This window comes from Kaistia hirudinis (genome assembly GCF_014196455.1).
Taxonomy (GTDB): Bacteria; Pseudomonadota; Alphaproteobacteria; order Rhizobiales; family Kaistiaceae; genus Kaistia; species Kaistia hirudinis.
In genome coordinates, this window is the sequence record NZ_JACIDS010000004.1 from 91,974 (window position 1) to 118,260 (window position 26,287).

Here is a 26,287-nt window from a genome sequence, read left to right on the forward strand (position 1 = left end):
ATAGCCCACCCCTCCCGCCGACACAAGACCCTGCCACGCCTTGAAAAGCCGCGGCCTTGCGTGCAACTACGCCCGATCGCCGCAGGGCGCCATCGGCGGGAGCATCGTCATGACGGAACGCAGCACGGAAGAGGGCAGGGCGCGACGTCCCGCGCTCCGTCCGCTCGCCATGCTGCTACCCTATCTGCTGCGCTACAAGGCCCAGCTCGCCGGCGCCGGCGTGGCCCTCGTCGCCGCCGCGCTGGCGACGCTCACGGTGCCGCTCGCCGTCCGCCAGATGATCGATCACGGCTTCAACGCGGATAATCCGGGCGCAATCAACAGCTATTTCCTCGGCCTGATCGGCGTCGTCGCCGTTCTCGCGACCGCATCGAGCCTGCGCTTCTATTTCGTCACCTGGCTCGGCGAACGTGTCGTCGCGGATCTGCGCGCCGATGTCTTCCGCCACCTCACCGGCCTCGGCATCGATTATTTCGATCGCAATCGCTCCGGCGAGATCGCGTCCCGCCTGACGGCCGACACCACCCAGATCAAGGCCGTCGCTGGGGCGAATGTCTCGATCGCGCTGCGCAATCTCGTCATGTTCGCCGGCGCGGTCGCGATGATGGTCGTGACCAGCCCGCATCTCTCGGCGCTGGTGCTGCTCGCCATTCCCCTGATCGTGCTGCCGCTCGTCGGCTTCGGCCGCAAGGTGCGCAGCCGTTCGCGCTGGGCGCAGGACCGCCTGGCGGAGGCCTCCGCCTATGCGAGCGAGGCGATCGGCGCCATGCGCATCGTCCAGTCGTTCACGGCCGAGGGCTCGGTCTCCACGCGCTTCGCGGCCGTCGTCGAGGAGGCCTTCGCCGCGGCACGGCGCTCGACCGCCGCGCGGGCGGCCCTGACCGCGCTCGGCATCTTCCTCGTCTTTTCCAGCATGGTCGCCGTGCTCTGGTGGGGGGCGCAGGACGTGCTGTCCGGTCGCATGAGCGCCGGCACGCTCGGCCAGTTCCTGATCTATGCCGTGATTGGCGCGGGCGCGCTCGGCGAGCTCAGTCAGGTCTGGGGCGACATCGCCAATGCGGCCGGCGCCGCCGAGCGGCTGTCGGAGATTCTCTCCGAGGCGCCGTCCGTCTCGGCCCCAACTGCCCCCGTGGCGCTGCCGCCGCGCGCATCGGGCCGGATCGGCCTCTCCCGCGTCACCTTCGCCTATCCGGAGGGAGGCCGCGAGGCCGCGCTGCGCGAGGTCGATCTGACCATCGAGCCGGGCGAGCGGGTCGCCGTCGTCGGCCCGTCGGGCGCCGGCAAGAGCACGCTCTTCAACCTGATCCTGCGCTTCTATGATCCGCAGTCCGGTGTCGTGACCTTCGACGATGTCGACATCAAGCGGCTCGATCCGACGGCGCTGCGGCGCGCGATCGCGATCGTGCCGCAGGACACGGTCATCTTCGCCGCGTCGGCGGCCGAGAACATCGCCTTCGGCCGGTCGGGCGCCAGCGAAGCGGAGATCCGCGCGGCGGCCGTGGCGGCGCAGGCCGACGGCTTCCTGTCGGCGCTGCCGCAGGGCTACGCCACCGAGCTCGGCGAGCGCGGCGTGATGCTCTCCGGCGGTCAGCGCCAGCGTATCGCCATCGCCCGCGCCATCCTCAAGGATGCGCCCGTGCTGCTTCTGGACGAGGCGACGAGCGCGCTCGATGCCGAAAGCGAGGTCGCGGTGCAGACGGCTCTCGAAGGCTTGATGGTCGGCCGCACATCGATCGTGATCGCGCATCGGCTCGCGACGATCCTGAAGGCCGACCGGATCCTCGTCATGGATGGCGGCACGATCGTCGAGACCGGGACGCATGACGAACTGGTCCGTCGCTCCGGCCTCTATGCCCGCCTCGCCGAACTCCAGTTCGGCAGCGAGGCGGCCTGACGGCCGATCAGCGTTCCGTCAGCTTCAGCTCGATTCGGCGGTTCTTCGCGTTCGCTTCGTCGCTGTCGCCCGGCTCGATCGGCTGGTATTCGCCGAAGCCCGCGGCCACGAGATGGGATGGCTGCACGCCCTTGTCGATCAGGTAACGCACCACGGCGATGGCTCGCGCGGCCGAGAGCTCCCAGTTGTTGCGGAAGCGCCCGGCGCCGGAAAGCGGTCGCGCATCGGTATGGCCGTCGACGCGCAGCACCCACGGAATCTCCGGCGGGATTTCCGTCTCGAGCTGCTTGATCGCGTCCGCGAGCTTGTCGAGTTCCGCCTTGCCCTCGGGGTTGAACTCGTCCGAGCCGGACGGAAACAGCACTTCCGACTGGAACACGAAGCGATCGCCCACCACGCGGATGTCGGGCCGGTTGCCGAGGATTTCGCGCAGGCGCCCGAAGAAGTCGGAGCGATAGCGCGAGAGTTCCTGCACGCGCTGGGCCAGGGCGACATTGAGGCGTCGGCCGAGGTCCGCGATCTGTGTCTGGCTTTCCTGATCGCGCTTCTCCGAAGCGCCGAGCGCATCCTCGAGCGCGGCGATCTGGCGGCGGAGCGCGGCGATCTGCTGGTTCAGGATCTCGACCTGCGACAGGGCCTTCTGGCTGACCAGCTTCTCGTCGTCGAGCGCCTTGGTGATGATCGCGATCTGGCCATCGGCCGAGGAGGCAGCGGCAGAGGACGAATCGGCCGCGGATTTGAGCTTGTCCCGCTCGGCTGTGGCGGAGGCGAGGCTTGCCTGCAGGCTGGCGAGCTCGTCGGACAGTTCCTGCTTGCCCGAGCGCTCCATGGCGAGCAGTTCGGTCAATTCGGCGATCTGCGAATTGAGGCGGTTCAGCACCGTGTCCTTGCCGCTGATCTCGCGGGTCTGCAGATATTGCAGCAGCGCGAAGATCGACAGCAGGAAGATGAAGACGAGCAGCAGGTTCGACAGGACGTCGACGAAGGCCGGCCAGACATCGCTGCGCGCCTCGCGGCGGCGGGCTCGGAGGGCCACGGGCTACTCCCCGGCGGGCTGCTTCAGCGCCCGTGCAATGACCTCGAGCAATTGCTGCATCTCGCGCTGCTGATCGGCCTGCTGCTCGACCCAGCTGCGGACGACCTGCTGTTCCGAGCGCATGTGCTGCACCAGGCCCTGGATGCCCTCGGCGAGATTGGCCATGGCCGTGGTGGCGCGCTGGTTGGAGCCGCCCGATGCGCCGCCGGGCGCCGCGCCCTCCTGCACCACCTGGGTCAGCCGCTCGATCGCGACGCGCAGATCCTCGCCGGACGAGGCGCCCTCGCGCATGTCCATCATGGTCGGGTCGAGGTCGGTTACCGTCGAGAGCCAGTCCTCGAGCTCGGTATAGAACTTGTTCTGCGCCTGGCCCGCCTGGAGGTCGAGGAAGCCGAGGATCAGCGAGCCGGAAAGGCCGAACAGCGATGACGAGAACGCCGTCCCCATACCCTTCAGCGGCGCCTGCAGGCCGGCTTTCAGGTCCTCGAAGATGACGGCGCTGTCGCCGGAGCCGACATTGAGCGCGCCGATCGCGTCGGCCACGGCGCCGACCGTCTCCAGCAGGCCCCAGAACGTGCCGAGCAGGCCGAGGAAGATGAGGAGGCCGGTCAGGTAGCGCGATGTGTCGCGATCCTCGTCGAGGCGCATCAGGATCGAATCGAGCACCGAGCGCATAGTCTGCGTCGAGATCGAGACGCGGCCGATGCGATCACCCAGGATCGCCGCCATCGGGGCGAGCAGCACGGGTGGGCGCTCGAGCTCCATCGAGCGGTCGGAGGTGCGGAAATTGTTCACCCACCGCACTTCGCGGAAGATGCGGATCACCTGCCGAAAGGCGAGCAATATGCCGATGAACAGGACGGCGATGATGACGCTGTTCAGCGCCGGATTCGCCAGGAACGAGACATAGACCTGGCGATAGAGGATCAGCGTGACGAAGGCCGCGATGACCAGGAACACGACCATGCGCCACAGATAGACCTGCGGACTGGCCAGCCTGTAAGGATCGAAATCTCTTGCCATGGTCCGCCGCTGCGTCACGCCCTGATCAACCCGCCGAGGACTCAAGGTTTAGCGTGATTTGACGGCCGATAGAAAGGGGGACGACGCCGCAGGACGGCGTCGTCTGCGAAGAAGAGGCGATCAGGCCGCTTCGCGCTCCAGTTCGGGCTGCCACTCACCGAGCGCGGCGAGGCTGTTCATGCGGCAGCGATGCAGGAACGCATGGCGCCCGGCGGCCACATTCTCGCTCTTGCCGCCCCAGGCCTTGAGCGCTGCCGCCTGCAAGGCGCGGCCGAAGGAGAAGGTGATCTTCCAGGGCAGGTTCGGAATGCGGTTGACGTGCGACAGGTTCTCCGTCGCCTGCTCGTCCGACTGGCCGCCGGAGAGGAAGGCGATGCCGGGAACGGAGGCCGGCACCGTATCGCGGAACACCGCGACGGTGCGCTGGGCAACTTCCTCGCTGGAGGCGCGCTGGCCGCTGTCGCGGCCGGGAACGACCATGTTCGGCTTGAGGATCATGCCGGTGAAATCGACGCGCAGCCGCATCAGCTCTTCGAAGACGATCGTCAGCGTCCGCCGCGTGACGGCGTCGCAGCGGGCGATGTCATGCGTGGCGACGGCGCCGTCCATCAGCACTTCCGGCTCGACGATCGGGACGATGCCGGCTTCCTGGCAGAGCCCGGCATAGCGCGCCAGCGCATGGGCGTTGGTGATGGTCGCGGCCTCGGTCGGCAGGCTTTCGGCGATCGGAATGACCGCGCGCCACTTGGCGAAGCGGGCGCCGAGCGTGTGATATTCGGCGAGGCGCTCGCGCAGACCGTCGAGGCCCTCGGTGATGAACTCGCCCGGGAAGGCGGCGAGCGGCTTGGCGCCGAGATCGACCTTGATGCCGGGGACCGAGCCCGCGGCCTCGATCAGCTTGACCAGCGGCGTGCCGTCGGCAGCGTTCTGGCGGATCGTCTCGTCATAGAGAATGACACCGGAGATATAGTTCCGCATCGCCTCGTCGGCGCCGAACAGCATCTCGCGATAGTCACGACGGGTTTCGAAAGTCGAGTCGAGCCCGATCGAGTCGAACCGCTTCTTGATCGTGCTCGAGCTCTCGTCGGCTGCCAGGAGGCCCTTGCCGGGCGTGACGAGACGACGGGCTATATCCTGCAGGCTTTCGGTCATACGTGACGATCTCTTCCAATCAGTTTGGCTGGACTGCCCGAGCCAAGCACACTTGGGATAGCGCGCAACGATCGATTTTGCATCGCAAAATAATGCGCTACGAATCGATTAAACGACTGGAATGTTTAATTTCTATGACCAAACAAAACAGCTGCGGCGCGAACTGGCGATCTTGCCATTTCGCGCCGCAACATTCTTCGTGAAGACGTGTGGGTCTAGGCGCGCGCTTACTTGCGCTTGAGCACCTCGACGCCCGGCAGCGCCTTGCCCTCGAGCCATTCGAGGAAGGCGCCTCCGGCGGTCGAGACATAGGTGAAGTCGTCCGCGACGCCGGCCTGGTTCAGCGCGGCAACCGTGTCGCCGCCGCCGGCCACGGAGAGCAGCGTTCCGGCCTTGGTGCGCTCGGCGGCATGGCGCGCTGCGGCGACCGTGCCCTTGTCGAACGGCGCCAGCTCGAACGCGCCGAGCGGGCCGTTCCAGACCAGCGTCGCCGCATCGTCGATCGCCGCGCGGATGCGCTCGATCGACTGCGGGCCGACATCGAGGATCATGCCGTCGGCCGGGATCGCCTCGACGCTGTAGTTCTGGTTCGGGGCATTGGCCTCGAAGCGCCAGGCGACGGTGGCGTCGACCGGCAGGATGATCGCACAATTGGCCTCTTCGGCCTTGATCAGGATGGTGCGGGCCGTCTCGGCGAGGTCCTTCTCGCAGAGCGAGGCGCCGACATTGTAGCCCTCGGCGTTGAGGAACGTGTTCGCCATGCCGCCGCCAATGACGAGCGCATCGACCTTGGTGACGAGATTCTGCAGGAGGTCGATCTTCGACGACACCTTGGCGCCGCCGACGACGGAGATCACCGGCCGCTTCGGCGCCGTCAGCGCCCGGCTGAGCGCCTCGAGCTCGGCCTGCATCGAGCGGCCGGCATAAGCGGGGAGGATGTGCGCGATGCCCTCGGTCGAGGCGTGGGCGCGATGGGCGGCGGAGAAGGCGTCGTCGACATAGAGGTCGCCGAGCTCGGCGAGCGCGGAGACGAAGATCGGGTCGTTCTTCTCCTCGCCCTTGTGGAAGCGCGTGTTCTCGAGCAGCAGCACGTCGCCATTGCTCATCCGTGCGATGGCGGTCGCGGCGTCGTTGCCGATGCAGTCATCGGCGAAGGCCACGGCGTGGCCGAGCAGCTGCTCCAGCGGCGCGACGACCGGCGCCAGCGACATTTCCTTGACGCGCTCGCCCTTGGGACGGCCGAAATGGGCGAGCAGGATGACCTTGCCGCCCTTCTTGGAGATCTCCGTGATCGTCGGGAGGACGGCGCGGATGCGCGTGTCGTCGGTGACCTTGCCGTCCTTGGTCGGCACGTTCAAATCGACGCGGACGAGGACGCGCTTGCCCTTCACGTCGGCGGCGTCCAGCGTTCTGAATTCGGTCATCGCAACCCTTCCCGTCAGCTTGCCCGGGGAGCCGGCGGTGCAAGGTCCTGCGCCGCCGGTCCGCAATCGAAAGGACCCGGCGCGAAGCCGGGTCGTCGTCGTCAGATCGTCTTGGCGAGCGTGACCGCCATGTCGGCCATGCGGTTCGAGAAGCCCCACTCATTGTCGTACCAGGCCAGCACGCGGACGAAGGTGCCGTCGATGACCTTGGTCTGGTCGAGGTGGAACGTCGCCGAATGCGGGTCGTGGTTGAAGTCGTGCGAGACGTTCGGCTGGTCGGTGACGCCGAGGATGTTCTTGAGCGGGCCGGCGGCCGCCGCCTTCATCGCCTCGTTGATTTCTTCCTTGGTGGTGGCGCGCTTCGCCACCAGCTTGAAGTCGATCAGCGAGACATTGGGGGTCGGCACGCGGATCGAGGATCCGTCCAGCTTGCCCTTGAGCTCGGGGATCACCAGGCCGATCGCCTTGGCGGCGCCGGTCGAGGTCGGAATCGAGGAGAGCGCGGCGGCGCGGGCGCGGTAGAGGTCCTTGTGCATCGTGTCGAGCGTCGGCTGGTCGCCGGTGTAGGAATGCACCGTCGTCATGAAGCCGTGCTCGATGCCGATCGTCTCGTGCAGGACCTTGGCGACCGGCGCGAGGCAGTTGGTCGTGCAGGAGCCGTTGGAGATGACGAGATGGTCCTTGGTCAGGCCGCCCTCGTTCACGCCCATCACGGCGGTGTAGTCGGCGCCGTCCGACGGGGCCGAGACGATGACGCGCTTGGCGCCGGCCGTCAGATGCGCCGCGGCCTTGTCGCGGGCGGTGAAGATGCCCGTGCATTCGAGCGCGATGTCGATGCCGAGTTCCTTGTGCGGCAGCGTCGACGGGTCCTTGATCGCGGTGACGCGGATCGGCTTGCCGTCGACGATGATGTTCTCGCCCTCGACAACGACGCTCTTCGGGAAGCGGCCATGCACCGAATCGAAGCGCAGCAGATGGGCGTTGGTCTCGACCGGGCCGAGATCGTTGACGGTCACGACTTCCACATCGGTCCGACCGTCTTCGACGATCGCGCGCAGAATATTGCGCCCGATCCGGCCAAACCCGTTGATTGCTACCCGCACCGCCATCATCGATCTCCTTGTAGCGCCGGCCGGCGCCTTCTCTTGCCGCGTTTCTACCCGCGAACCGGGGCGGGCCGCCCCGGTGTGGTTGTCTCTAGTTTCAGACGTTCGACGTCAGTTTCGCAAGTGCAGCATCGGCTGCCGCGTCTGCCGTGATCCCGAAATAGGGATAGAGCGCCTCGATCGGCGCGCTCGCGCCGAAGGTCGACATGCCGATGAAGATGCCGTCCGTGCCGATGAAGCGGTCCCAGCCCTGGCGGATGGCCGCCTCGATCGCGACCTTGACCGGCGAGTCGCCGATGGTCTCGGCCTTGTAGGCCTCGTCCTGCTGCTCGAACAGCTCGAAGCAGGGCACGGACACGATCCGCGCCGTGCGTCCGGCCGCCTCGATCTTCGCCTTGGCATCGACCGCGATCGCGACCTCGGAGCCCGTCGCGAAGATCGTCACGTCGGCCTTGGCCGGGCCGTCGATCAGATAGGCGCCCTTGGCGGTCTTGTTCACGACGGAATGCTCGACGCGCAGCGTCGGCAGATTCTGGCGCGACAGAGCGAGCAGCGAGGGATGGTTCGTGCTCTCGAGCGCGATCTGCCAGGCCTCGGCCACTTCGACGGCGTCGGCGGGGCGGAAGACCAGGAGGTTCGGAATGGCGCGCAGCGCCGCCAGATGCTCCACCGGCTGGTGCGTCGGACCGTCCTCGCCGAGGCCGATCGAATCATGCGTCATCACATAGACGACATGCGCGCGCATCAGCGCCGACAGGCGGATCGCCGGGCGGGCATAATCGGAGAAGACGAGGAACGTGCCGCCATAGGGCAGGAAGCCGCCATGGAGCGCGATGCCGTTCATCGCCGCCGACATGCCGAATTCGCGGATGCCGTAGTGGATGTAGCGGCCGGAATAGTCATCCGGCGTCAGCGGCTGCTGCGACTTGCCGCGCGTCAGGTTGGAGCCGGTCAGGTCGGCGGAGCCGCCCACGAGTTCCGGCACGACCGTGGCCAGCATGTCGAGCGCCATCTCGGACGATTTGCGGCTCGCGACCTTGGGCTTCGAATCCGACAGGCCGCGCTTGTAGGCCTCCATGGCCGCTTCGAAATTGCCCGGCAGGATCCGGTCGAAGCGGCGCTTGAACTCGGCCTTCTTGTCGTGATCGAGCGCGGCGAGGCGCTTCTCCCAGGCTTCGCGCGCGCCGACCCACTGGCGTCCTGCCTCGTGCCAGCCGCCGGCCACGTCCTCGGGGATCTCGAACGGGGCATAGGGCCAGCCGAGCTTTTCGCGGGCGCCGGCGATCTCGGTCGCGCCGAGCGCGGAGCCGTGCGAGGCGTGGCTGTCGGCCTTGGTCGGTGCGCCATAGCCGATGATAGTGCGGCAGGCGATCATCGACGGCTTGTCGGACTTGCGCGCCCGCTCGATGGCGGCGGCGACCGCCTCCTGGTCGAAGCCGTCGACATGTTCCGCGTTCCAGCCGCTCGCCTTGAAGCGAGCGACCTGGTCGATCGAGGTGGCGAGATCGGTATGGCCGTCGATCGTGATGCGGTTGTCGTCCCACAGCACGATCAGCTTGTTGAGCTTCAGATGGCCGGCGAGATCGATCGCCTCGTGGCTGACGCCTTCCATCAGGCAGCCGTCGCCGGCGATGACATAGGTGTGGTGGTCGACGATGTCGTTGCCGAACTCGGCGGCGAGCATGCGCTCGGCGAGCGCGAAGCCGACCGACATGGCAAGGCCCTGGCCGAGCGGGCCAGTGGTCGTCTCGACGCCGATCGTGTCGAAATTCTCCGGGTGGCCGGGCGTCTTGGAATGAAGCTGACGGAAGCGCTGGATCTCTTCCATGGAGACGACGTCGGAGCCGAGCAGGTTCAGCACCGAATAGAGCAGCATCGAGCCATGGCCGGCGGACAGGATGAACCGGTCGCGGTCGGGCCAGTGCGGCGCGTGCACGTCATATTTCACAAAGCGCGTGAAGAGGACCGTGGCGACATCGGCCATGCCCATCGGCATGCCCGGATGGCCCGACTTCGCCTTTTCCACCGCGTCCATGGCCAGAGCGCGGATCGCATTGGCCATGCGCTTCTTGAGTTCGGTTTCCGTCATGGGGTCGCTTCTTCGCTAGAGGCCGGAACCGCCGCAGTAGCCGCTACCAGCCGTTTCGGTTTCTGGAACGACGCCCGGCGGATGCAGGGTCGCCGGGGAGAAGTCGGAGCGACAAATAACAGTTCAGGGCACCTAGTCAATCGCGGCACGGCCCGCGGGTCGGCCCCGATTGCCGCGATCGGCCGGCCGCCGCGCGCCGATTGACGGCGTGTCGGCCCCCCGCCTAATCTCCGCGCCAGAAATCCGCGCCATATCCCGCGCGGCAGGGAATCGGAGCAACCAGCCAAAGATGTCGCCCGCCTCGCCCATCGACCGGGCCGTGCGCCGCCTGCAGGCGGCCCTCGACGCGCTGGAGGGGCTGGTGGACGAGCGTCTCGCCGCCGAGGCCAAGCTCGGCGAGCTGGAAGGCGAGCTGCAGCGCATCGGCCTCGACCGCTCCCGCCTCGCCCAGTCGGTCGATGCCGCGGAATCGCGGGCCGAGCGGCTCGAATCGGCCAATCAGGAAGTGTCGCGCCGCCTCGTCGCGGCGATGGAGACCATTCGCGCCGTGATCGGCCGTGGCAGCAAGGGCTAACGGGCGATGGCGCAGGTCAACATCACCATCAACGGCAAGGTCTACCGGATGGCCTGCGACGACGGGCAGGAGGCGCATCTCGAATCGCTCGCCGCCCGTCTCAACGAGATCATCGAGCAGCTCCGCGGCTCGTTTGGCGAGATCGGCGACCAGCGCCTGATCGTCATGTCCGCGCTGACCATGGGCGACGAACTCGCCGAGGCGCATCGGCGCATCCGCCGCCTCGAGACCGAGATCGCGGGCATCAACGAGACCAAATCGGCCGTGATCGCCCGTTTCGAGGAGGCGGAGGCGGGCTTTGCCCGGGCCATCGACCATGTCGCCGGCCGCATCGAGGGCATGACGCAGAAGCTGCGCGACGGCGGCGGCTGACGCACTGCCACTGGCTTCCGTGTCCTTCGTCGCCTATATTCCGTTTCGGCGACACTGCGCGGCCCGACAGGATCATCAAATTCCCCGGGGCCTTATCGATCCAAACGGGAGCTGTCCCTGTCCGAGCCCCTGGGCTTGGGTACACGGCGCCCACCTACGCTGTAGGTTCCCGGGATCGATATATCCATCGGCCCATCGTGGTTCGCCACTTCCCCCTTCCACCCGCCGCGAGCATGTCCGACGTGAAGGCTGATCAACGCGCCGCCGCGCTTGCCCGTCGCGATGCGCTGTCTGAGCATTATCGCGCTGAAGCGTCGTCGAATGCCGCGGCGCTGGCCGAGCCGCTGCTGGCCCGTCTCGCGCCATCCGTTGTGTCCGGCTATTGGCCGATCCGCTCCGAGGCCGATCCGCGTCCGCTGCTGGCGGCGGCCCGGCTCGTCGGTGCCGCGATCGCGCTGCCCTTCCTCGCCGATGCCATCACGATGCGGTTCCGACAGTTCGAGCACGATGCGCGGCTGGTGCCGGCCGGCTTCGGCACCTATGGCCCGCCCGAAACGGCGGCCGAGGTCGTTCCCGATCTCCTGATCGTGCCGCTCGCCGCCTTCGACCGGGCGCTCAACCGGATCGGCTATGGCAAGGGCCATTTCGACCGTGCCATTGCGCGGCTGATCGAGGCTGGGCGGCGTCCCGTGCTGCTCGGCCTTGCCTTCGCCGTGCAGGAGGTCGAAAAGATAGCGGCGGAGCCGCACGATATCCCGCTCGACTTCCTCGTGACCGAGCGGGAGCTGATGGCGGCTCCTCCGCACGCCTGATTCCGGAGCTTTCCTTGCGCCTCTTGTTCCTCGGAGATGTCGTCGGCCGCAGCGGCCGCGCCGCCGTCGTCAATCGCCTGCCCGGCCTCGTCGAGCGCTTCGGCCTCGATTTCGTGGTGGTGAATGGCGAGAACTCGGCGGGCGGTTTCGGCCTCACCGAGGAAATTCTCACGGATCTCCTCGATGCCGGCGCCGATGTCGTGACGACCGGCAACCATGCCTTCGACCAGCGCGAGGCGCTCGTTTTTGCCGAGCGGCAGCCCCGCTTCCTGCGCCCGGCCAATTTTCCCTCCGGCACACCCGGACGCGGCGCCAATCTTTATCCGGCGCGCAACGGCGCCCGCATTCTCGTCGTCAACGTCATGGGCCGCGTCTTCATGGATGCGCTCGACGATCCGTTCGCGGCGGTGGAGCGCGAGGTCGCTGCCTGCCCGCTCGGCGAGCAGGCGGATGCGATCATCGTCGATTTCCACGCCGAGGCGACCAGCGAGAAGCAGGCCGTCGCGCATTTCCTCGACGGCCGCGTGACCCTGGTCGTCGGCACGCATACGCATGTCCCGACCTCCGACCATCGCGTCCTGCCCGGCGGCACGGCTTACCAGTCCGATGCCGGCATGTGCGGCGATTACGATTCCGTGCTCGGCATGGAGAAGGACGAGCCGGTACGCCGCTTCCTGACCAAGATTCCGTCGGGACGCTTCAGCCCGGCGGGCGGCGAGGCGACGCTTTGCGGCATCGCGGTCGAGGTCGACGAGAGCTCGGGGCTCGCGGTCGCGGTGGCGCCGCTTTCGATCGGCGGCGTGCTCGAGGAGCGGTTGCCGCCCTTCTGGGCTTGAGAATGCGGGGTTGACGCGAGGGCGCCTTCCATGCTCGGAGAAGCGCCCAATCCCCGATCAGCATCGCGTCCCGCGTATTATCGCGCAGCAGGGCGCCGAGGAGTTAAGGCATGGCCCGCTCGGCCCTCTTGAACGTCATGGTCGCCGCCGTCATGAAGGCGGGCCGCACGCTCGCCCGTGATTTCGGCGAGGTCGAGAATCTCCAGGTCTCCGTGAAGGGCCCCGGCGATTTCGTTTCGGCCGCCGACAAGAAGGCCGAGAAGACTCTGATCGAGGAATTGTCGCGGGCGCGGCCGGGCTATGGCTTCCTCGCCGAGGAATCGGCGGTGATCGAGGGCACGGACCAGTCGCATCGCTGGATCATCGATCCGCTCGACGGTACGACCAATTTCCTGCACGGCATCCCGATCTTCGGCATCTCGGTGGCGCTGGAGCGCGACGGCCAGATCGTCGCCGGCGTGATCTTCAACCCGGTGATGAACGAGCTCTATGTCGCGGAGCGCGGCGGCGGCGCCTTCATGAACGACCGGCGGATGCGCGTCGCGACGCGCAACTCGCTCGCCGACAGCGTGATCGCGACCGGCATCCCCCATCTCGGCCGTCCGGGCCATCCCGCCTATCTCAAGAAGCTCGAGCGCGTCATGCTCGAAGTCGCGGGCGTGCGGCGCAACGGCGCTGCCGCGCTCGATCTCGCCTGGGTCGCGTCCGGCCGCTTCGACGGCTATTTCGAATCCGACATCCATCCCTGGGACATGGCGGCGGGCCTCCTGCTCGTGCGCGAGGCCGGCGGCTTCGTCTCGGATATGGCGGGCGGCGACCGCATGCTGGAGACCGGCAGCATCTGCGTCGGCAACGAGTCGATCCATCGCCGGCTGCTCGCAACGCTCAACAAGGCCTGATCCCGGCGGCGGCGTCCCGTTTTCGCCACAAGGGTCCGGTGCAATCCCCGCGAAGGTGAAGAGCGGCCCATGGCGAAGAAGAAAAAAGCGGTACAGGAACCGATGTTCGCGAGGCTCTGCCTGGTCACGCCGGCAGAGTTCGAAGCCGCGCATTTTGCGCCTGTGCTCGACGCGACGCTGCGATCGGGCGACGTCGCCTCGCTGATCCTCGACCTCGCACATCTCGATCCGGACGCCGCCTTGTCCGCGGCGGAGCGGCTCGTTCCGATCGCGCAGGCCAATGGCGTGGCGGCGATCATCGCCGGCGATTGGTCTCTCGTTCAGGCGAGCGGCGCGGATGGCGTCCATGTGGCGGCCGGCCAGGCGGAACTGCGCCGGGCCGTCGACACCTTCCATCCCGACCGGATCGTCGGCGGTGGCGGTCTCAAGACGCGGCATGACGCGATGCTCGCCGGCGAAACCGACTGCGACTATCTTTTCTTCGGCCGACTCGATGGCGATACGGCGGACGAGATCTTCGACAAGGCGCTCGACATGGCGGCCTGGTGGTCGGTCGTGTTCGAGATCCCGGCCATGGTGATGGGTGGCAGGGCGCTCGGATCGGTCATCGAGGCCGTCGATGCGCGGGTCGAATTCGTCGTGCTGCGCGACGCGGTCTGGCTGCACCCCGAAGGTCCCTCGGCCGCCGTCGCCGAAGCGAACCGGCTGATCGCCGCCCGGCAGATGGAGGCGGCGCCGTGAAAGCGCCGCTGCTCGCGCTGGCGCTGGTTCTGGCTGCCGGCCCGGCCCTGGCGGCGGGGCCGCCCAAGCCTGCGGCCAAGCCGGGCACCGACGCCGCGCCGGCAGCCGGCGCCTCAGGTCCGGACAATGACCGCGCGATCCTGTTCGAGCCGCCGCCGGATGCCATGCTCGGCGTGCCGCCGCCCGCCGCCGGTGTGATGCCCTCGGCCGAGGACTATCTCAAATCCGGCCGCGGCCTCGCCGAGGATACGGGCAGCGGCGGCAGCGAGGGCGACCTCGCCTATGGCGCCTATCAGCGCGGCTTCTACGACCGCGCCGTCCTGTTCGCCCTGCCGCGCGCCGAGCGCGGCGATCCGGTGTCGCAGACCCTGATCGGCCGGCTCTACCAGGAGGGGCTCGGGGTCAAGCAGAGCGACAAGGCCGCGGCTGCCTGGTACCAGAAGGCGGCGCTCGGCGGCGATCCGGCCGCGCAACTGGCGCTCGGCCTGCTCTATCTCGACGGCAAGGGCGTCAAGAAGGACAAGGCGAAGGCCGCCGACGCCTTCGAGCAGGCGGCGATCTGGAACAATTCGGACGCGCTCTACAATCTCGGCCTGCTCTATCTCGAGGGGGACGTGCGGCCGCGCGACCCGCTGAAGGCGGCCGACTATTTCGGCAAGGCCGCGGCGCAGGGCAACAGCGACGCCGAATATGCGCTGTCGCAGCTCTATGGCGTCGGCGACGGGGTCATTCTCGACGACGGGATCGCGACCATGTGGCTGGCGCGGGCCGCTGCCGACGGCCATGGCGACGCGCAGCTCGAATATGGCATCCGCCTCTTCAACGGCACGGGCGTCAAGAAGGACATCATCGCCGCCGCCTCCTGGCTGCAGCGTGCGGCCGAAAAGGGCAATACGATCGCGCAGAACCGCTATGCGCGGGTGCTCGCCAGCGGGCAGGGCGTCGATCCCAATCCGGTCGAGGCGGCGCGCTGGTATCTGATCGCGTCCAATGCCGGCCTCAAGGACGCGTGGCTGGACCAGTTCATGAAGACGCTCTCCGACGCGGATCTGAAGCGCGCCCAGGCGGAAGCCCAGCTCTGGCCGACCTTCCGCAAGGATGCCGACAAGGCCGCCGCGGCGGGCGATCAGCCGCCCCAGAAGGCGGCGGGCAAGAAGTCTTCCGCCAAGCCCTGAGCCGGCTTCTGCGCCGCGCAGCTTTATTTCGGGCGGGCGAAACCCTATAAGCGGCGCGATCGGTGGCGGCGGGAGGCCGCTGCCAGTGGCTTTGCGATTTCCGAAGGACGTCCGAGATGGCGGGACATTCCCAGTTCAAGAACATCATGCACCGCAAGGGCGCGGCCGACGCCAAGCGGTCCAAGCTCTTCGCCAAGCTCGCCCGAGAGATCACCGTCTCCGCGAAGCTGGGCCTGCCGGACCCGAAGATGAATGCCCGCCTCCGCCTCGCGATCCAGAACGCGCGGGCCGAGAACATGCCGAAGGACAATGTCGATCGCGCCATCAAGAAGGCGATGGGCAATGATGGCGAGAACTATGACGAGATCCGCTACGAGGGCTACGGTCCCGGCGGCGTCGCCGTCGTCGTCGAGGCGCTGACCGACAATCGCAACCGCACCGCCAGCGCCGTGCGCTCCTATTTCACCAAGTCCGGCGGCGCTCTGGGCGAGACCGGCGCGGTCTCGTTCATGTTCGATCATGTCGGCGAGATCGTCTACAAGGCCTCCGCCGGCTCGGCCGACAAGGTCATGGACGCGGCCATCGAGGCCGGCGCCGACGATGTCCAGAGCGATGCCGAGACGCACACGATCTATGCGAGCTTCGAGAATATGGGCGAAGTCGCCAAGGCTCTCGAGGATACGATCGGCGAAGCCGAGTCGGTGAAGGCGATCTGGAAGCCGCAGAACCTCGTCCCCGTCGACGAGGAAAAGGCCGGCGCGCTGATGCGGCTGATCGATTCGCTCGAGGACGACGACGACGTCCAGGCGGTCTATTCGAACTTCGACATCCCCGAAGAGGTGATGCAGAAGCTCGCCGCGGCCTGATTGGCTATTTACACTTGCTGCGGACCTTGGCCGACGGCCCGCAGCCAATCCCTAAGTTTGGCAATCGGTTCAGCAGGATCGTTTGCGTTTGCGTTCTGCGCCTTGAGCGCAGATTCGGTTAGCGAATATGCAGAGGAAGCTCTCTATCTCGTCTTCCGAAAGCGGTGCCAGCTCGTCAGGGAAGTCGTTTTTCGAGGCCTCCTTAGCCCTGATGTTAAGGCATTTGGCAGCCTTGGCCGGACCAGCATGTAGGTAAACCCGCTGCGGAGGAATTTTCAGATATATCGATATCCGGGAGGCGAAGTCATAGACTGCAAGCGGACCGATATTCCAAATAGGGTCGCCGACCTCTTTGGCAATGCGAAATAGATCATCGAAGTCTTTTGCGTTGGTCAATCGGTTTGCGGCTTGTTTGAGTGCGCTCGTCCACTCCTCCAAGGTCTCATTAGACTGTCTTTGATGCGTCTTGATGCGAGCGGTCGACTTGACGATCGCGTCCTCAATGTCTGTCGAGGCCTGTATCGTGGCCGCGGACCGCTGCTCATCCGGGCGGTATTCGTCTATGAATTGCTGGACAAGCTGTTTCAGCATTCCGTCATCCTCCTTTCGCAAATTAGGAATCGCAATCACAGCGATGTGTCATCGCAGGCGGTGACGCAACGATTCTGAACGACCGGGTCAACATGATCTCGGTAAGAGGGGCGCGGTCGTTCTCTCTATGTTCTTGAGAAGGCGCACCTCTTCGGGTAGAGCCTGTACATGAACCACGCGATTCGCATCCTCGGCATCGATCCCGGCCTCCGCCGCACCGGCTGGGGGCTCGTGGAGGCGCGCGGCAATGCGCTCTCCTTCGTGGCATCGGGCACCGTTCGGGCCCCGCTCGACGGCGAGATGGCGCATCGGCTGGTCGTGCTGCACGAAGGGCTTTCGGAGATCGTGGCGCGGTTCCAGCCCGACGAGGCGGCGGTCGAGCAGACCTTCGTCAACAAGGACGCCGCCGGCACGCTGAAACTCGGCCAGGCCCGCGGCATCGCACTGCTGGTGCCGGCCCGCGCGGGCATCTCGGTCGCCGAATATTCGCCGAACGCCGTCAAGAAGACGATCGTCGGCACGGGCCACGCGGAGAAGGACCAGATCCGCATGATGGTCAATGTGCTGCTGCCGAAGGCCGAATTCGATTCGGACGACGCCGCCGATGCGCTGGCCGTCGCGATCTGTCATATCCATCATCGTGGCGCCACGGCGCGGCTCAAGGCGGCGTTGGGAGGTTGAGGAGTGTCGGATCAGGCCGGTTTTCCGGACGCAGGACCGGGTGAAGCGGATGAGACCTTGCGCCGCGCCATGTCCACTCGCTCTGGCGCGAACGCTTCAAAGACTCTTGGATCTTCCTCGTTTCCATCCGGTGTCGCGTCATGATCGGGAAGCTCAAGGGCATCGTCGATTCCTTCGGGGATGACTGGGTGATCCTCGATGTCGGCGGTGTCGGCTATCAGGCCTTTTGCTCGGCGCGCACGCTGCAGGGCCTGCCGCAGCCCGGCGAAGCGGCGCAGCTCTCGATCGAGACCTATGTCCGTGAGGACATGATTCGTCTCTACGGCTTTGCCAGCGATGTGGAACGCGAGTGGTTTCGCCTGCTGATGACCGTCCAGGGGATCGGCTCAAAGGTGGCGCTGGCGATCCTCGGCATCCTGAAGCCCTCGGACCTCGCCAATGCGATCGCGCTCGCCGACAAGGCGCAGATCGCGCGGGCGCCCGGTGTCGGCCCCAAGGTGGCGGCGCGTGTCGTGGCGGAGCTCAAGGACAAGGCGCCGGCGTTTTCCTCCGTCGATGCGGGGACGATCGCCGTCGCAAGCGGTATTGCCGAGCGCCGCGCGCCACAGCCGCTCGCCGATGCGGCCTCGGCGCTGGTCAATCTCGGCTATGCGCAGGTCCAGGCCAGCACCGCCGTCGCGGCGGCGGCGCGCAATGCGGGGGAGGGCGCCTCGACCGAGCTCCTCATCCGCCTCGCGCTCAAGGAACTCGCGCGATGACGGTTCGCTCCCGCTCGAGCACGACGCCGACGACTTTTGGCCGCGTCTTCGCGACGCTCGCCGTCCATGTGGTGCTCGGTCCGCTGATCGGGGCGGCCTTCGCGCTGCTCGTTCTGGTGCCGCTGGCGGTCGTCACCCTCGGCCCCTCCGTCATCCGGGCCATCGGCAGCATTCTCGCCGCGGCGCCCTGGCTGCCCTATTCCTACGGCCTGCTGCCGGCGGCGCTGGTCGGCATCGTCGTCGTCTTGCGCGAGCGGATGATCGGGGGCCCGGTCCCCTGGCGTCATACCGCCGCCATTGGGCTGCTGGTCGGGCTCGTCGCCGGACTGTTCTCCTTCGGTCGCTTTCCGGCGACCAACCCCTATCTGGTCGGCCTGTTCGCCGTCAGCGGCCTCGCTGCCGCGCTCGGTTGCCGGCTGGCGTTGACGCTGCTGCGTCGGTGGACGCGGACATGAGCGACGCATCCGGATCTTCGGGCGTGCCCGAGCCGTCCGGCGCGCCCAAGCCCGCCGGAGCGCGCAAAGCCGGCGCAGGCAAGACCGGCGCGGCCAAGACCGGTGCGAGCAAGGCGCGGAAGCCCCAGTCGCCCGGCAAGCAAGCCTCTCCTGCCAAATCGCGCAGCACTGCGGCGAAGGCGTCGGCGCGGCCGTCCGGTCCGCCGCGGCTCGACTGGCGCACGCCGGCGCTCTTCGCGCTCCTGGCGCCGCCGCTCTTCATGCTGCTCGACATGTCGCTCGAGCAGGCGACCGGCGGCGGCTTCTCGCCGAGCCGGCTCGCCAGCTGGATCGCGGAGGACAGTTTCTATGCGCTCCGGGCCGTCTATCTCGCCGGCATCATTCCGGCTGCCTTTGCCGGGCTCATCATCGCCCGGCGCGACCAGCGCGGCGGCGCCTCGCCGCTCTTTGCACTGGTCCTGTTCGCGCTCTTCGCTTTGCCTTTCGCGATCCTGTTCGCGCGCAATCTCTTCATCTTCGCGCCGCCGCCCTTTGGCGAATCCGTGCTGATCGGGGTCCGCGTCGTCGCGGCCGTGGTGATTTCGGGCTTCGTCTGCTACGCAGGCTCCCGATGGCTGATCAGGACAAGACGATGAACGGCGGCCGCCTTCTGTCGCCCGAGGAGCAGGCGGACGACGACCGCACGCTCCGCCCGCAGGTGCTTGCCGACTTCGTCGGCCAGGCGCAGGCGCGCGCCAATCTGTCCGTCTTCATCGAGGCGGCGCGCGGGCGCAAGGAAGCGCTCGACCATGTGCTCTTCGTCGGTCCGCCCGGTCTCGGCAAGACGACGCTGGCGCAGATCGTGGCGCGCGAGCTCGGCGTCAATTTCCGCGCGACCTCGGGTCCGGTGATCGCCAAGGCCGGCGATCTCGCCGCGCTCCTGACCAATCTCGAAGAGCGCGACGTGCTCTTCATCGACGAGATCCACCGCCTCTCGCCCGCGGTCGAGGAAGTGCTCTATCCGGCGATGGAGGATTTCCAGCTCGATCTGATCATCGGCGAGGGCCCGGCCGCGCGCTCGGTGAAGATTGACCTCGCCAAGTTCACGCTGGTCGCGGCCACCACGCGGCTCGGCCTGCTGACCACGCCGCTCCGCGACCGCTTCGGCATTCCGGTCCGGCTTCAGTTCTACACCGTGCAGGAGCTCGAGCACATTGTGAGCCGCGGCGCGCGGATCATGGGCGTGCCGATGACCGCCGATGGGGCGAGCGAGATCGCGCGGCGCTCGCGCGGCACGCCGCGCATTGCGAGCCGGCTGCTGCGCCGCGTGCGCGATTTCGCGCTGGTCGAGGGGCAGGGCCAGATCGACCGTGCCGTCGCGGACCGCTCGCTGCAGCGGCTCGAGGTCGATTCCATGGGCTTCGACCAGCTCGACCGCCGCTATCTCACGACGATCGCGATGTCGTTCGGCGGCGGCCCGGTCGGGATCGAGACGATCGCCGCCGCTTTGTCCGAGCCGCGCGATGCGATCGAGGAGATCGTGGAGCCCTATCTGATCCAGCAGGGCTTCGTGCAGCGCACGCCGCGTGGGCGCGTGCTCACGGTTCATGCATTCCGCCATCTCGGGCTGGAGGCGCCCCCGCCTCCCGTCACGCAGATGCCTCTCTTCGGTGCGGAGGACGAATGAGCGAAGACGAGAACGTGCCGTCGTCCGGCCGCCATACCCCGGACGGGCATGTCCTGCCCGTGCGGATCTATTTCGAGGACACGGATTTTTCCGGCGTCGTCTATCACGCCTCCTATGTGCGCTTCATGGAGCGCGGGCGGACGGAATATGTCCGCCTGCTCGGCGTGATGCATGCGGCGCTGGATGCCGGCGAGGCGGGCGAGCCCATGGCCTTCGCCGTGCATCGGCTGGAGATCGAATTCCGCCGTCCGGCGCGCATCGACGACGTCGTCGAGGTGGTCACGAAACCGCGGGAGATCCGCGGCGCGCGCATCATCCTGGACCAGCAGATCCGGCGCGGGAGCACCGTGCTGGTCTCGGCCGTCGTCACCGTGGTTCTCGTCACCAAGGACGGCCGTCCGTGCCGCATTCCCGACAGCCTCGCCGAGCGCTTTGCCGCAGCGCCGCAATAACGATTGCTTAACCATGAAATCCCTATCATAGGGTGGCGGGCAAACGGCCGGAACAGGCCGCAAACGCCCTCATTTCGACAAATTTGAAGGCGACTTACCCGAACGGAAAGCCGTGTCCGGCCCGAAGCTTGCAGGACATTTTCAATCGCAGGTGCCGGCGCATCCGCGCTACGTGCCGCCCTTGCCCGTGACGGCACGCGGGAAGGTCCAACCCCGAGAGGTCCGAAGCGAATGAATCCGGCCGACGTGGGCCAGGCAGCGCTCGACGCGCCCGTCGCCAGCCTTTCCCTGATCACGCTGTTTCTGCAAGCGCACATCATCGTCAAGATCGTCATGCTGGGCCTCGGCTTCGCATCGATCTGGAGCTGGGCGATCATTATCGACAAGACGCTGCTCTATGCGCGGATTCGTCGGCAGATCGACCGCTTCGAGAAGGTGTTCTGGTCGGGGCAGTCGCTGGAAGAGCTCTATCGCTCGCTTTCGAGCCGACCGGCCTCGGCCATGGCCGCGCTGTTCGTCGCCGCGATGCGCGAGTGGAAGCGGTCCTTCGAGTCCGGCGCGCGCTCGCCGATCGGGCTGCAGATGCGTATCGACCGCGTGCTCGACGTGACGATCCAGCGCGAGAGCGAACGGCTCGAAAACCGCCTGCTCTTCCTCGCGACCGTCGGCGCCGCCGGCCCGTTCATCGGTCTGTTCGGCACGGTCTGGGGCATCATGACCGCCTTCCAGGGCATCGCCGCGTCGAAGAACACCTCGCTCGCCGTCGTGGCGCCCGGCATCGCCGAGGCGCTCATGGCGACGGCGCTCGGCCTCATCGCCGCCATTCCCGCCGTTATCGCCTACAACAAATTGTCCAGTTCCGCCGGCAAGATCACGTCGCGCCTCGAAGGTTTCGCCGATGAGTTCTCGGCGATCCTGTCGCGCCAGATCGACGAGAGGAGCTGAGCGATGGGCATGTCCGTCGGCGGGGGCGGAGGAGGGGGCGGCCGTCGCGGCGGTCGCCGCCGCAGCCGCCGCCACGCCGTCATGAGCGAGATCAACGTCACGCCCTTCGTCGACGTGATCCTCGTGCTGCTCATCATCTTCATGGTCTCGGCGCCGCTGCTCACGGCCGGCGTGCCCATCGACCTGCCCGAAAGCCAGGCGAAGCCGCTGTCGGCCGACAAGGATCCGATCTCGGTGACGATCGATCCGTCGGGCAAGGTCTTTATCCAGGACACCGAGATCACGCTCGACGAACTCGTGCCCAAGCTCAAGGCCGTCGCCGGCAACGGCTATGACGAGCGCATCTTCGTGCGCGGCGACAAGACGTCGAACTACGGCACCGTCATGCAGGTCATGGGCGCTATTTCCGGCGCCGGCTTCCGCAACATCGGTCTGGTCACGCTCAACGCCGACGGCGGCTGACAGCGATGCGCGCCGGGCTCATTACATCGGTCTTGGCCCATCTGGTCCTCATTCTCTGGGGCCTCTTCGGGCTGCCCGATACGAAGCCGTTCGACTCGACCATGGTCGAGGCGCTGCCCGTCGACATCGTGCCCATTTCCGAGCTGACCAGCCTGCAGAAGGGCAAGAAGACGGCCGATCCGAAGAAGCCGCCGGCGCCCGAGCAGACCAAGAAGGCAGCCGAGCAGCCGACCCCGGCGCCGACGCCCGCTCCGCCCAAGCCGACACCTGCCGCGCCCGCGCCGTCCGCGCCGCCGCCCCCGGCCGAGCAGCCGAAGCCGCCTGAGCCGACGCCCGAGCCGCCCAAGACTCCCGAGCCGCCCAAGGCGGAGACGCCTGCGCCCGCGCCGGACCCGGCTCCTGCGCCGGAACCGACACCCGAGCCGCCCAAGCAGGCGGAAGCTCCGCCGCCGCCGGCGCCCAAGCCGCGGTCCAAGCCGCCGGCGCCCAAGCCCACGCAGACGGCCAAGACCGACACCAACACGCCGTCGCAGCTGAAAAGCACCGCGCAGTCGAAGTTCGATGCCGACCAGATCAAGGCGCTGCTCGACAAGCAGAAATCGGCCGGCGGCGCGCAGAGCGACCAGGCGGCCGGCTTCGGCGCGGACGAGGCGCGCAATCCGACCCAGATGATGACGCAGAGCGAGCTCGACGCGCTCCGCGCCCAGGTGCAGCGCTGCTGGAACCTGCCGGTCGGCTGGACCAATCCGGCCGAGGTGACGGTGACGATCCGCTTCAAGCTGAACCAGGACGGCACGGTGAACGGCATACCGAGCATCGAGCAATATCCGGCGAGCCAGTACGGAACCGTTGCTGCCGAGGGCGCCGTCCGCGCCGTCCTGCAATGCGGTCCGTATCAGCTGCCGCTGGAGAAGTACGATCAGTGGAGCGAGGTGCAGATGCGCTTCAGTCCGCAGGGATGACGTCGCCGCCACTGCATCGCCGCTATCCTCCGCCACAATTCGACGCAATCGATACGATTCGCACGACAGGAACATCACCATGACGGTTCATGCCCATGACCTCGGCGCGGCCGGGCTGCGCCGCCTCGGCCGACCTGGCCTCGCGGCTCTCCTCCTCGCGCTCGCCGCTGCCGTGAGCGTCCTCGCCCCGGTGCAGCGGGCCGAAGCCCTCGTCCAGCTCGACGTGACGCAGGGCAATGTCCAGCCGCTGCCGGTGGCGATCCCGACCTTCATCGGCGTCGGCGAGGGCGATCAGCAGGTCGCGACCGACATCACCGGCGTGATCTCCGCGGATCTGAAGCGCTCGGGCCTTTTTCTGCCGCTCGATCCGGCCGGCTTCATCGAGAAGATCACCAGCCCCAGCCAGACGCCACGTTTCCAGGATTGGTCGGTGATCAATGCGCAGGGCCTCGTCACCGGCGGCGTCACGCGCATGCCCGACGGCCGGCTGTCTGTCGAATTCCGCCTCTGGGACGTCTATGCCGGCCAGCAGATGGCGGGCCAGCAATATACGACGTCGCCCGAGAACTGGCGGCGTATCGCCCATATCATCGCCGACCAGATCTACCAGCGCCTGACCGGTGACGGCGGCTATTTCGACACGCGCGTCGTCTATGTCGACGAGAGCGGGCCGAAGGACAAGCGCGTCAAGCGCCTGGCGATCATGGACCAGGACGGCGCCAATTCCCGCTATCTGACCAAGGGCAATGATCTCGTGCTGACGCCGCGGTTCAATCCGTCGTCGCAGGAGATCGTCTACATGTCCTATACCGGCGATCAGCCGGGCGTCTATTTGCTGAACATCTCGACGGGACAGCGCGAACTGGTCGGCAAGTTCCCCGGCATGACGTTCGCGCCGCGCTTCTCGCCCGATGGCCAGCGCATCGTCATGAGCCTCGAGGACCAGGGCAACGCCAATATTTACGAGATGGATCTGCGCTCGCGCCGGACGACGCGGCTGACCAATTCCGCCTCGATCGATACCAGCCCGTCCTATTCGCCCGATGGCCGGCAGATCGTCTTCACCTCGGATCGCGGCGGCGGCCAGCAGATCTACGTCATGGGCGCCGACGGCTCGAACCCGACGCGCATCTCCTTCGGCCAGGGCTCCTATTCGACGCCGGTCTGGTCGCCGCGCGGCGACCTGATCGCCTTCACGCGCCAGTCCAGTGGCGGCTTCGCGATCGGCGTCATGAAGCCCGACGGCTCGGGCGAGCGCATCCTGACCGAGGGCTTCCACAATGAAGGCCCGACCTGGGCGCCGAATGGCCGCGTGATCATGTTCTTCCGTGATGGCGGCGGCGCCAGCGGCGGTCCGCAGCTCTATTCGATCGATCTGACCGGCTATAACGAGCAGCGCATTCCGACGCCGTCCTTCGCCTCCGATCCCGCCTGGTCGCCGCTGCTCGACTAGGCCCCTCTCATCCGGTCCGGGCGGGCCGCGCGCTCGCTCGGATCGGCCATTCGTTCGGCCGGGCGCGGGCCGTGTGTCGCGCCGTTCCAGTGTTGCGTCCGCCGTGCGTGCACGGCGTTAAGAGTTGGTCAACCACGTTACTGAACGCCAGCTTAACCAAGCCGCTGTTATCTGCGGATCAGGTCCGGCTATGGTGGACGAGGAGTTACTTCTGATGATGAAATTCGTTAATTTTTCGCGCAGCGCCGGCATTGTGGCGGCGCTGGCCGGCGCGCTGCTGCTGGCAGCCTGCGCTAACAAGCCGGGCGGTCCCGAAGGTGCAGGCATCGGCGCCGCGACGCCGGGCAGCCAGCAGGACTTCGTGGTCAATGTCGGCGATCGCGTCTTCTTCGACACCGACCAGACCGACGTCTCGGCCCAGGGCCGCGTCACGCTCGACAAGCAGGCCGCCTGGCTGCAGCGCTATCCGAACTACACCGTCACGATCGAAGGCCATGCCGACGAGCGCGGCACGCGCGAATACAACATCGCGCTCGGCGCCCGCCGTGCCACCAATGTGAAGAACTATCTCGTCTCGCGCGGCATCAATCCGGCCCGCATCCGGACGATCTCGTATGGCAAGGAGCGTCCGGTCGCGGTTTGCGACGACATCTCCTGCTGGTCGCAGAACCGCCGCGCGGTGACCGTGCTCAACTGAGCGCAGCATCCACCATCCGGTCCAGGAACGGCGGCCCTTGCGGCCGCCGTTTCGTTTTGGGCGAGCGCGAGGGCCGTTCGGCGGGTTCATCGTCAGCACCGCCCCAATTTGGCCGAACGCGGCAGGCCTGATACGCAGAGCGGGCCGATCGTTCCGTCCCCATCCCTTGAAACATGCGGGCAGTTGCGGATCCACCCATGAGCAGGCGTCACATTCTATCGGCCGTGGTCGTGCTCGCCGGGGCGCTCGCCGCCACGCAGCCGGGTCCCGCCGAGGCCGGCCTTTTCGACATGTTCAAGCGTCAGGACCAGAGCGCGCCGGTGCCGCCGGCCGCGGTCGAGCAGGGCGCGCCGATCCAGGATCCCGGCCTCGTTCCCGTCCAATCCTCGTCCAGCGAGGCGCAGGCGGCGCTCAGGATGGACCGCCTCGAGCAGCAAATGCGCGCCCTGACCGGCCAGGTCGAGGAACTGACCTATCAGGTGCGGCAGCTGCAGGATCAGCTCCGCGCCGCGCAGGGCGGTGGCGCCGCCAAGCGTGCCGCCGCGCCGCCGCCGGTGCCGGCTCCGAAGGCCGCCGCTCCGAGTGCCCCCGCTCCGAATGCGGCCGCCTCCGACCCCGTTGCGGCGGCCATCGCCGCCCAGGGTGTTGCGCCTGCCGACGGCCCGGGCACCCCGCCGCGCCCGCTCGGCCAGATTGCCGTCGACCCGACCAATCCGCAGCCGCTCGATCTCGGCGCGCTCGGCAGCGGCGCGGCCACCGCACCGCCGGCGCCGACGGGCAGCGCGAGCGGCGACTATGACGCGGCCTACGACCTCGTGCTCAAGGGCGACTATGATATCGCGGAGGCGTCGTTCCGCCGCTTCCTCGCCAGCTATCCGAGCGATCCGCTGGCCGCCGACGCGCAATATTGGCTGGGCGAAAGCCTCTATGCGCGGCAGGACTATCGCGGCGCGGCCGACGCCTTCCTTGCCGGCTACCAGAATTTCCCCAAGAGCGCCAAGGCGCCGGACATGCTGCTGAAGCTCGGCCTCTCGCTCTATGGGCTCGGCCAGCGCGACGCGGCCTGCAGCACCTATGGCGAGATCCTCAAGAAATACCCGAAGAGCTCGAACGCGCTGATCCAGCGCGTCAAGACGGAGCAGGCCAACGCGAGCTGCTGAGCGCTG

28 protein-coding genes and 1 other RNA gene are annotated in these 26,287 nt (G+C 67.3%); 22 read left to right on the top strand and 7 right to left on the bottom strand.

Translation table 11 applies throughout. The annotated features are described in order from the left end of the window. Positions 1–109: 109 nt before the first annotated feature. Positions 110–1,894, top strand: coding sequence for an ABC transporter transmembrane domain-containing protein (locus GGR25_RS15210; RefSeq protein WP_183399696.1), 1,785 nt, complete (start codon positions 110–112; stop codon positions 1,892–1,894). A 7-nt stretch (positions 1,895–1,901) separates the two neighbouring features. On the opposite strand, the gene GGR25_RS15215 is transcribed toward GGR25_RS15210, so the two are convergent. The 6 genes from GGR25_RS15215 to tkt form a co-directional block, all read right to left on the bottom strand. Further along, entirely contained in the window at positions 1,902–2,930 is a 1,029-nt protein-coding gene (locus GGR25_RS15215; RefSeq protein WP_183399697.1) for a peptidoglycan -binding protein, read from the bottom strand. Between the two features lie 3 nt (positions 2,931–2,933). Further along, positions 2,934–3,953: a flagellar motor protein MotA gene (locus GGR25_RS15220; RefSeq protein WP_183399698.1), complete on the bottom strand. Its 1,020-nt coding sequence runs from the start codon at positions 3,951–3,953 to the stop codon at positions 2,934–2,936. A 120-nt stretch (positions 3,954–4,073) separates the two neighbouring features. After that, positions 4,074–5,105, bottom strand: coding sequence for a class I fructose-bisphosphate aldolase (locus tag GGR25_RS15225; RefSeq protein WP_183399699.1), 1,032 nt, complete (start codon positions 5,103–5,105; stop codon positions 4,074–4,076). Positions 5,106–5,332: 227 nt separating this feature from the next. Then, positions 5,333–6,529 carry a phosphoglycerate kinase gene (locus GGR25_RS15230; protein ID WP_183399700.1) on the bottom strand — a complete coding sequence of 399 codons (1,197 nt, stop codon included), beginning with the start codon at positions 6,527–6,529 and terminating at the stop codon, positions 5,333–5,335. 101 nt (positions 6,530–6,630) lie between these two features. Further along, positions 6,631–7,638: a type I glyceraldehyde-3-phosphate dehydrogenase gene (gap, locus tag GGR25_RS15235; protein ID WP_183399701.1), complete on the bottom strand. Its 1,008-nt coding sequence runs from the start codon at positions 7,636–7,638 to the stop codon at positions 6,631–6,633. 94 nt (positions 7,639–7,732) lie between these two features. Beyond that, positions 7,733–9,724 carry a transketolase gene (tkt, locus tag GGR25_RS15240; RefSeq protein WP_183399702.1) on the bottom strand — a complete coding sequence of 664 codons (1,992 nt, stop codon included), beginning with the start codon at positions 9,722–9,724 and terminating at the stop codon, positions 7,733–7,735. A 289-nt stretch (positions 9,725–10,013) separates the two neighbouring features. On the opposite strand from tkt, the gene GGR25_RS15245 reads away from it, so the two are divergent. From GGR25_RS15245 to GGR25_RS15285, 9 genes are all read left to right on the top strand, one after another. Then, positions 10,014–10,298 (top strand): DUF4164 domain-containing protein, encoded by a 285-nt coding sequence (locus GGR25_RS15245; protein ID WP_183399703.1) that lies wholly within the window; start codon positions 10,014–10,016, stop codon positions 10,296–10,298. Between the two features lie 6 nt (positions 10,299–10,304). Then, positions 10,305–10,670, top strand: coding sequence for a cell division protein ZapA (locus tag GGR25_RS15250; RefSeq protein ID WP_183399704.1), 366 nt, complete (start codon positions 10,305–10,307; stop codon positions 10,668–10,670). 48 nt (positions 10,671–10,718) lie between these two features. Then, a non-coding RNA gene (gene ssrS / locus GGR25_RS15255) (6S RNA) lies at positions 10,719–10,877 on the top strand. 26 nt (positions 10,878–10,903) lie between these two features. Beyond that, positions 10,904–11,482, top strand: a complete 579-nt coding sequence (locus GGR25_RS15260) for a 5-formyltetrahydrofolate cyclo-ligase (RefSeq protein WP_183399705.1) — start codon at positions 10,904–10,906, stop codon at positions 11,480–11,482. Positions 11,483–11,496: 14 nt separating this feature from the next. Beyond that, the gene (locus GGR25_RS15265; RefSeq protein WP_183399706.1) at positions 11,497–12,318 is read left to right on the top strand and encodes a TIGR00282 family metallophosphoesterase; all 822 of its coding nucleotides are present in this window, start codon (positions 11,497–11,499) and stop codon (positions 12,316–12,318) included. 110 nt (positions 12,319–12,428) lie between these two features. Next, complete coding sequence (locus GGR25_RS15270) at positions 12,429–13,217, top strand: inositol monophosphatase family protein (protein WP_183399707.1); 789 nt, start codon at positions 12,429–12,431, stop codon at positions 13,215–13,217. A 69-nt stretch (positions 13,218–13,286) separates the two neighbouring features. Continuing rightward, the gene (locus tag GGR25_RS15275; protein ID WP_183399708.1) at positions 13,287–13,958 is read left to right on the top strand and encodes a thiamine phosphate synthase; all 672 of its coding nucleotides are present in this window, start codon (positions 13,287–13,289) and stop codon (positions 13,956–13,958) included. Further along, positions 13,955–15,133 carry an SEL1-like repeat protein gene (locus GGR25_RS15280; protein ID WP_183399709.1) on the top strand — a complete coding sequence of 393 codons (1,179 nt, stop codon included), beginning with the start codon at positions 13,955–13,957 and terminating at the stop codon, positions 15,131–15,133. Before GGR25_RS15275 ends, GGR25_RS15280 begins: the two co-directional genes overlap by 4 nt. 116 nt (positions 15,134–15,249) lie before the next feature. Next, a complete protein-coding gene (locus GGR25_RS15285; RefSeq protein WP_183399710.1) occupies positions 15,250–15,999 on the top strand; it encodes a YebC/PmpR family DNA-binding transcriptional regulator in 750 nt (249 codons plus the stop codon). 69 nt (positions 16,000–16,068) lie between these two features. Here GGR25_RS15285 and GGR25_RS15290 read toward each other — a convergent pair whose 3' ends face one another. Continuing rightward, positions 16,069–16,590 (bottom strand): hypothetical protein, encoded by a 522-nt coding sequence (locus GGR25_RS15290; RefSeq protein WP_183399711.1) that lies wholly within the window; start codon positions 16,588–16,590, stop codon positions 16,069–16,071. 168 nt (positions 16,591–16,758) lie between these two features. Between GGR25_RS15290 and ruvC the strand changes: the two genes are divergently transcribed. The 12 genes from ruvC (at position 16,759) to ybgF (ending at position 26,281) form a co-directional block, all read left to right on the top strand. Continuing rightward, a complete protein-coding gene (gene ruvC, locus GGR25_RS15295) occupies positions 16,759–17,271 on the top strand; it encodes a crossover junction endodeoxyribonuclease RuvC (RefSeq protein WP_183399712.1) in 513 nt (170 codons plus the stop codon). A gap of 140 nt (positions 17,272–17,411) precedes the next feature. Further along, a complete protein-coding gene (gene ruvA, locus GGR25_RS15300; RefSeq protein ID WP_183399713.1) occupies positions 17,412–18,029 on the top strand; it encodes a Holliday junction branch migration protein RuvA in 618 nt (205 codons plus the stop codon). Continuing rightward, complete coding sequence (locus GGR25_RS15305; protein WP_183399714.1) at positions 18,026–18,484, top strand: hypothetical protein; 459 nt, start codon at positions 18,026–18,028, stop codon at positions 18,482–18,484. Before ruvA ends, GGR25_RS15305 begins: the two co-directional genes overlap by 4 nt. After that, positions 18,481–19,119, top strand: a complete 639-nt coding sequence (locus tag GGR25_RS15310) for a hypothetical protein (RefSeq protein ID WP_183399715.1) — start codon at positions 18,481–18,483, stop codon at positions 19,117–19,119. Before GGR25_RS15305 ends, GGR25_RS15310 begins: the two co-directional genes overlap by 4 nt. Then, entirely contained in the window at positions 19,116–20,150 is a 1,035-nt protein-coding gene (gene ruvB, locus GGR25_RS15315) for a Holliday junction branch migration DNA helicase RuvB (protein WP_183400310.1), read from the top strand. Before GGR25_RS15310 ends, ruvB begins: the two co-directional genes overlap by 4 nt. Beyond that, positions 20,147–20,602 (top strand): tol-pal system-associated acyl-CoA thioesterase, encoded by a 456-nt coding sequence (gene ybgC / locus GGR25_RS15320; protein WP_183399716.1) that lies wholly within the window; start codon positions 20,147–20,149, stop codon positions 20,600–20,602. Before ruvB ends, ybgC begins: the two co-directional genes overlap by 4 nt. A gap of 231 nt (positions 20,603–20,833) precedes the next feature. Then, positions 20,834–21,547, top strand: coding sequence for a protein TolQ (tolQ, locus tag GGR25_RS15325; protein ID WP_210299979.1), 714 nt, complete (start codon positions 20,834–20,836; stop codon positions 21,545–21,547). 3 nt (positions 21,548–21,550) lie between these two features. Next, the gene (tolR, locus tag GGR25_RS15330) at positions 21,551–22,009 is read left to right on the top strand and encodes a protein TolR (RefSeq protein ID WP_183399717.1); all 459 of its coding nucleotides are present in this window, start codon (positions 21,551–21,553) and stop codon (positions 22,007–22,009) included. A gap of 5 nt (positions 22,010–22,014) precedes the next feature. After that, the gene (locus tag GGR25_RS15335; protein ID WP_183399718.1) at positions 22,015–22,971 is read left to right on the top strand and encodes a cell envelope biogenesis protein TolA; all 957 of its coding nucleotides are present in this window, start codon (positions 22,015–22,017) and stop codon (positions 22,969–22,971) included. Positions 22,972–23,050: 79 nt separating this feature from the next. Beyond that, positions 23,051–24,424 carry a Tol-Pal system beta propeller repeat protein TolB gene (gene tolB, locus GGR25_RS15340; RefSeq protein ID WP_183399719.1) on the top strand — a complete coding sequence of 458 codons (1,374 nt, stop codon included), beginning with the start codon at positions 23,051–23,053 and terminating at the stop codon, positions 24,422–24,424. 214 nt (positions 24,425–24,638) lie between these two features. After that, positions 24,639–25,121 carry a peptidoglycan-associated lipoprotein Pal gene (pal, locus tag GGR25_RS15345; protein WP_380147532.1) on the top strand — a complete coding sequence of 161 codons (483 nt, stop codon included), beginning with the start codon at positions 24,639–24,641 and terminating at the stop codon, positions 25,119–25,121. A 197-nt stretch (positions 25,122–25,318) separates the two neighbouring features. Further along, positions 25,319–26,281 carry a tol-pal system protein YbgF gene (ybgF, locus tag GGR25_RS15350; protein ID WP_183399720.1) on the top strand — a complete coding sequence of 321 codons (963 nt, stop codon included), beginning with the start codon at positions 25,319–25,321 and terminating at the stop codon, positions 26,279–26,281. Positions 26,282–26,287: the final 6 nt, after the last annotated feature.

Bases quoted from the DNA above. Each gene is read 5' to 3' on its own strand.
- GGR25_RS15270 (WP_183399707.1), top strand. From the start codon at position 12,429: ATGGCCCGCTCGGCCCTCTTGAACGTCATGGTCGCCGCCGTCATGAAG.
- tolQ (WP_210299979.1), top strand. From the start codon at position 20,834: ATGAATCCGGCCGACGTGGGCCAGGCAGCGCTCGACGCGCCCGTCGCC.
- ybgC (WP_183399716.1), top strand. From the start codon at position 20,147: ATGAGCGAAGACGAGAACGTGCCGTCGTCCGGCCGCCATACCCCGGAC.
- GGR25_RS15290 (WP_183399711.1), bottom strand. From the start codon at position 16,590: ATGCTGAAACAGCTTGTCCAGCAATTCATAGACGAATACCGCCCGGAT.
- tkt (WP_183399702.1), bottom strand. From the start codon at position 9,724: ATGACGGAAACCGAACTCAAGAAGCGCATGGCCAATGCGATCCGCGCT.
- tolB (WP_183399719.1), top strand. From the start codon at position 23,051: ATGACGGTTCATGCCCATGACCTCGGCGCGGCCGGGCTGCGCCGCCTC.
- GGR25_RS15335 (WP_183399718.1), top strand. From the start codon at position 22,015: ATGCGCGCCGGGCTCATTACATCGGTCTTGGCCCATCTGGTCCTCATT.
- GGR25_RS15230 (WP_183399700.1), bottom strand. From the start codon at position 6,529: ATGACCGAATTCAGAACGCTGGACGCCGCCGACGTGAAGGGCAAGCGC.
- ruvC (WP_183399712.1), top strand. From the start codon at position 16,759: ATGAACCACGCGATTCGCATCCTCGGCATCGATCCCGGCCTCCGCCGC.
- ruvA (WP_183399713.1), top strand. From the start codon at position 17,412: ATGATCGGGAAGCTCAAGGGCATCGTCGATTCCTTCGGGGATGACTGG.
- ybgF (WP_183399720.1), top strand. From the start codon at position 25,319: ATGAGCAGGCGTCACATTCTATCGGCCGTGGTCGTGCTCGCCGGGGCG.
- GGR25_RS15305 (WP_183399714.1), top strand. From the start codon at position 18,026: ATGACGGTTCGCTCCCGCTCGAGCACGACGCCGACGACTTTTGGCCGC.
- GGR25_RS15225 (WP_183399699.1), bottom strand. From the start codon at position 5,105: ATGACCGAAAGCCTGCAGGATATAGCCCGTCGTCTCGTCACGCCCGGC.
- GGR25_RS15245 (WP_183399703.1), top strand. From the start codon at position 10,014: ATGTCGCCCGCCTCGCCCATCGACCGGGCCGTGCGCCGCCTGCAGGCG.
- GGR25_RS15260 (WP_183399705.1), top strand. From the start codon at position 10,904: ATGTCCGACGTGAAGGCTGATCAACGCGCCGCCGCGCTTGCCCGTCGC.
- pal (WP_380147532.1), top strand. From the start codon at position 24,639: ATGATGAAATTCGTTAATTTTTCGCGCAGCGCCGGCATTGTGGCGGCG.
- GGR25_RS15285 (WP_183399710.1), top strand. From the start codon at position 15,250: ATGGCGGGACATTCCCAGTTCAAGAACATCATGCACCGCAAGGGCGCG.
- tolR (WP_183399717.1), top strand. From the start codon at position 21,551: ATGGGCATGTCCGTCGGCGGGGGCGGAGGAGGGGGCGGCCGTCGCGGC.
- GGR25_RS15310 (WP_183399715.1), top strand. From the start codon at position 18,481: ATGAGCGACGCATCCGGATCTTCGGGCGTGCCCGAGCCGTCCGGCGCG.
- GGR25_RS15220 (WP_183399698.1), bottom strand. From the start codon at position 3,953: ATGGCAAGAGATTTCGATCCTTACAGGCTGGCCAGTCCGCAGGTCTAT.
- GGR25_RS15250 (WP_183399704.1), top strand. From the start codon at position 10,305: ATGGCGCAGGTCAACATCACCATCAACGGCAAGGTCTACCGGATGGCC.
- GGR25_RS15210 (WP_183399696.1), top strand. From the start codon at position 110: ATGACGGAACGCAGCACGGAAGAGGGCAGGGCGCGACGTCCCGCGCTC.
- gap (WP_183399701.1), bottom strand. From the start codon at position 7,638: ATGGCGGTGCGGGTAGCAATCAACGGGTTTGGCCGGATCGGGCGCAAT.
- ruvB (WP_183400310.1), top strand. From the start codon at position 19,116: ATGAACGGCGGCCGCCTTCTGTCGCCCGAGGAGCAGGCGGACGACGAC.
- GGR25_RS15275 (WP_183399708.1), top strand. From the start codon at position 13,287: ATGGCGAAGAAGAAAAAAGCGGTACAGGAACCGATGTTCGCGAGGCTC.